The organism is Chrysiogenia bacterium, assembly GCA_020434085.1.
GTDB lineage: Bacteria > JAGRBM01 > JAGRBM01 > JAGRBM01 > JAGRBM01 > JAGRBM01.
Window position 1 is genome coordinate 1 of sequence record JAGRBM010000060.1, and the last position, 4,878, is coordinate 4,878.

At 60.7% G+C, this 4,878-nt stretch carries 4 protein-coding genes; 2 read left to right on the plus strand and 2 right to left on the minus strand.

Annotated features, from left to right (window positions below; genetic code table 11):
- Positions 1-1,172: TonB family protein (locus tag KDH09_02080; protein ID MCB0218457.1), on the plus strand; the 1,172-nt coding region annotated here is incomplete at its 5' end.
- Between the two features lie 395 nt (positions 1,173-1,567).
- Entirely contained in the window at positions 1,568-3,232 is a 1,665-nt protein-coding gene (locus KDH09_02085) for a sigma-70 family RNA polymerase sigma factor (protein MCB0218458.1), read from the plus strand.
- 65 nt (positions 3,233-3,297) lie between these two features.
- Here KDH09_02085 and KDH09_02090 read toward each other — a convergent pair whose 3' ends face one another.
- Both KDH09_02090 and ispH read right to left on the minus strand, forming a co-directional pair.
- Positions 3,298-3,900, minus strand: a complete 603-nt coding sequence (locus KDH09_02090; GenBank protein ID MCB0218459.1) for a TetR/AcrR family transcriptional regulator — start codon at positions 3,898-3,900, stop codon at positions 3,298-3,300.
- A gap of 132 nt (positions 3,901-4,032) precedes the next feature.
- Positions 4,033-4,878: 4-hydroxy-3-methylbut-2-enyl diphosphate reductase (gene ispH / locus KDH09_02095; protein ID MCB0218460.1), on the minus strand; the 846-nt coding region annotated here is incomplete at its 5' end.

Sequence of the window (4,878 nt, forward strand, 5' to 3'; positions counted from 1 at the left end):
CGGACAAGATGGACGGCCTGCTTGCGCGCGGCGATCACCGGGTGAAACTCTCCGACCTGATCGCGCTCGACCTGCTGCCTTCGAAGAACGGGATCTACGCGGTGACGCTGCAGCAGGACATGAAGCTCAGCGTCGAATTCGGCGACCATCGCGTGCTGGTGGGCTTCGGGCCCAAGCCGGCCGAAGCGCCGCTTCCTGCCAAGCCCGCACGCACGCCCCAGCTCAAGGCCAAGCCCAAGCTGGTGCTCAATCCAAACTTCCGTTTTGCCGAGATTCCCCATCTTGAGAACGAGCAGCCGCTCTTCTTCGGCGGTCTGCTGGGAATCGGCCTGATCTACGGCGCGATGCTCTACATGATGGTCTGGGCGATCAAGTTCGTGCCCGAGCGCGACATATTGGCTCCGCCGACCAGGCGGGAGATCACGATCGTGATGCCCAAGAAGGAAGAAGTACCACCGGTGGAAGAAGCGGTGGAAGAAGAGCTGCCCACCGAAGAAGAAGAGGCTCCTGAAGAGGACAAGCCCGAGGACAAGCCGCCGGCCGATACTCCCGACGATCAGGCGCGCGAGAAGGCCAAGGAACAGGTCCAGCAACTCGGTCTGATCCAGATGATGACTTCCGAAGGCGGTGCCGTTCAAAAGGACGTGGCCGCGGTGATGGATTCGCTCTCCAACGTGTTCGCCAATGCCGGGCCGCTCTCTTCGAATGCCAGTGAGGCGGACGCCACGCTGCAGAACCTGCAGACCTATGGCGATGGTTCGGGCGGTATCGACGGCGACATTGCCGGTCTGGCCCGTGTGGGCGGCGGCCGGAAGGCCAAGGCCTCGGCCGAGAAGGTCAGCAACCCGGTCGTTTCCGGCGAGGCTGCCCAGGACAAGCGCCGCAGCTTCGGTGCTATCAGCGCGACCATGCGGCGCTACTCATCGGGTTTCAAAGTGCTCTACAACCGCTTGCTGCGTAAGTATCCGGCGGCCCGCGGCAAGATCTCCATCAAGTTCACGATCAAGGCCAACGGCACGGTGGTCAATCCGAGCATCGTGACCTCGAACTTCAAGAAATACCCGGATTTCGAGAAGGACGTGCTCAGCCGCATCACCAAGATCAAGTTTGAGGCCATCCCCGAGAAGGCCGGCAGCGTGACGGTCGAGTTCCCGTTCGTCTTCAATCCCTGATCCGTGAAATTGTCGGCATTCTGACGGTTGGAGTGGCTACTTGCTCCACTGGCAATTTTTTGCACATTGCGTTGTCGTAACTACCTGAAATTACAGATGAAATTGCGTGCGCTCCGCTGATGGCGTCCAGGCTGTGATATTTTTCATTGCTAGCCCGGGGGGCAATTGTTAAATTAGGCGCCGTTAGAGGGGTCCGGTCTGAATTTCATAGTGAAATGAAGGCGGAACCCTTTGAAATGAGGGCAGAATTTCCGATTACGAGACCACGCTCGCTGACCCAGTTCAGCGATGTCGGAGCGCCGGCAAACCGGCGGAATATCCTACTCTCACAAAAGCAAAGGACCCGGTAGGGGCGCAGGCCCCCGGTCGCATTTGCAATGGCTAAGGTTAAGGAATTGCAGACGAAAACCACATCGAAGACCTCCGCCACCAAGAGCGTCAAATCCTCGGCGACCACGGGAACCAAGGCCAAGGCCGCCTCCAAAGTGGGCCGTAGCGCGGCCACGCGCCGCGTGGCCCGCACCGCCCAGCGAGCCAAGGAAAGCGCCGCGAAGGCCAAGGCCGCCGAGGCTGTGAGCTTCGAGGACCTTCAGAATGTCCCCGGCTCCGCCGCGGGCCAGTCCCCGGGCGAACTGAGCGCCAAGGACGTCAAGAAGAAGCTGGCGCGCGTGCGCGAAGCCGGCGAGAAGACCTCCCGCGACGACTACTACGAAGACGTCGATATCATGAAGACCTACCTCAAGGAGGTAGGCAACATTCAGCTCTTCACCCCCGGTGACGAGGTTTCGGCCGCCGAGAAGATCGAGCGCATCACCGAGCAGCTCTACGATCTCATCCTGGCCGTTCCCTTTGCCACCTGGTTCGTCATCCACAAGGCCGAACTCATCAAGGAAGGTGAGTACAAGGTCTGGGACATGATCAAGTACGACGAGCTCATCGACCGCGGCGCCGATGAGGACGCCGTGACGGCCAAGGCCCTCAAGACGGTGACGCGTCTGAAAACGCTCTTTACCCAGCGGGCCAAGCTTGAAGCCGAGCTCTCGGGCAAGCGCATCTCCAAGAAGCGCAAGGACGAGCTCGAAGTAAAGTATATCAAAAACATTCAGGACGTGGTGGCGCTGCACAAGGGCCTCAACCTGAACATCAACTTCGTCGAAGAGCTCTTCAAGCTGCTCAAGGACTACAGCGAGGGCCGTCGCCACGGGCCCGACGGCACGATCCTGACTCCCCCGGAGGAAGCCCCGGTCCCCATGCCGGTGGGCCTGACCCAGGATGAGCTCAAGGACCGCATCACCGACATGGAGCGCGTCCAGCGCGACATTCGCTACGCCAAGGAAGCCTTCGTCAACGCGAACCTTCGCCTGGTGATCTCGATCGCCAAGAAATACCGCAACGCGAAGGTCTCGCTCACCGATTTGGTGCAGGAAGGCAACATCGGCCTGATGCGCGCGGTCGACAAGTATGAATACAAGCGCGGGCTGAAGTTCTCGACCTACGCCACCTGGTGGATCAAGCAGGCGATTAACCGCGCCATCTTCGACCAGTCGCGTACCGTGCGCATTCCGGTCTACATGCGCGAGAACCTCAACAAGCTCAAGCAGGCGGTCAAGAAAATCTCCAATGCCACCGGCGAGACGCCGTCAATCCAGGACATCGCCAAAGAGCTCGACATGCCCGAGGATCGGGTGACCGAGCTCATGCAGATCGACCTTGAAACCGTCTCCCTGGAAATGAGCGTCGGCAAGGACGATGACAAGGTGCTCGCCGACCTGATCGAGGACGAGAAGGTCGCGCTCCCCGAGGAAGAGATCGTCAACATCTCGCTGGCCGAGGAGCTCGACAAGGCGCTCAAGACGCTCACCCCGCGCGAAGAGAAGATCCTGCGCATGCGTTTCGGCCTGGGCGGCACGCGCCGTCACACCCTGCTGGAAATCGGCAAGGACTTCGGTCTGACCCGCGAGCGCATCCGCCAGATCGAGAAAAAGGGCGTCGAGAAACTGCGCCTGCCGCTCAAGGACGTCGCTCTGGAAGACTTCCTGGACCATTCCTCCGACCACTGATCGAACGACAGAGATCACAAAAAAAGCCCCCGCGTCGCGGGGGCTTTTTGCTAATGGCGATTGTTTCAGCGGAACATCTTCAGGCACAGCTCCTTGACGGAGTTGACGATGTCTTCCTCGGAGACGTCCAGTCCGTCGGTTACCCAGCGGTAGATGATCATCTGGGCGCCGCCGATCAGAAAAGTCATGGCGATGCGGGCGTCATAGTCCCCTCCGATAATCCCCTGCTTGCGAAAGTGCTCGGTGTAGTGGACGCCGACATCGGTCACCCGGTCGTAGAACTGGTTGATCTTCTCGTCGAAGCCCAGGCCCGTGCCGACGGCCTCCCGCAGGAAGATCTTGCCAAGGTCGCGATTCTCCTGAAAGAAGGAGATCAGCGGGGTGCTGATACGATCCACACCGGCCTCGATGTCGGAGATGGATTTTACTTCCTTGATATCCTGGATGGTGATCAGCTTGAACAGGCGCTCGGTCAGCGAGTCGACGATCTCGGAAAAGATCGCCTTCTTGTCGTCGAAATACAGGTAGAAGGTGCCCTGGGCGATGCCCACTTCCTGGACGATGTCGGAGACACTGGTGTTGTGAAAGCCCTTGGCGGCGAAGATCTTCTTGGCCGCGTCGAGAATGGCCCGGCGCCGGGCTTCCTTGTCCTGTTCACGTTTCGACATGGTCTGCAGTCATTCCTGGTGAGCTGACGCGCTCGTCAATTGCGGGCTCATGCTACCGCGAGGGGGGGAAGGGGTCAAAGAAAAAGCGGCCCGAGGGGGCCGCTTTTCGCCTCAGAAGGCATTTTCCGTCTTTCAGGCTGCGGGCTGCAGGGGGCGCAGGATCTCCGCGGCGCGGTGCATGGCCGCCGGCGGGGTGGACGCCCCGGCCGTGATGCCGACCTTGTGATACTTGCGCATCTTCTCCAGATCGAGCTCGCCCTCGTTCTCAATCAGGTAAGTGTCCTTGCCCGCTTCTTCGGCAATCTGGGCCAGTCGGCAGGTATTGGCCGAGTGGCGCGCGCCGATGACGACAATGGCGTCACACTCGGCGATGAGTTTCTTGAGATCCGCCTGCCGCGAGGTGGTCGCCTCGCAGATGGTGTTGAAACCCTGAACCTGCGGGTAGCGTTCCTTGAGCTTGTTGACGATCGCCTCGTAGTTCTCAAATTCCTGGGTCGACTGGGAGACCACGCACAGCGGCTCGTCGGTGGGGAAGGCAACCTTGTCGCATTCGGCGGGCGATCCCACGGCAATTCCCTTCTCACCGGCGACGCCCAGGATGCCGTCTACCTCGGCGTGGCCGGCATCGCCCACCACGACCACGTTGGCCTTGCCGAGGATCATCTCGCGCCGCACGGTGGCGTGGATGTGTCCCACATCGGGGCAGGTGCCGTCATAGACACGCGCTCCCGATTCCTTGATTCGCTTCTTCACGTCCGGGGCGATCCCGTGGGCACGCAGCACGACGAAGTCGTCGGGGCCCATGGTATCGACATCCATGTCGGAGAACACGCCCTTGTGCTCAATGCCCTGGAGGGCCTCGTGGTTGTGCACCAGCGGCCCGAAGGTCCGCACCGTTCCCTTGGCCCGGTTGGCCGCGGTGTTGGCGACTTCATCGGCGATTTCGATGGCGCGCTCAACGCCCCAGCAGAAACCGCC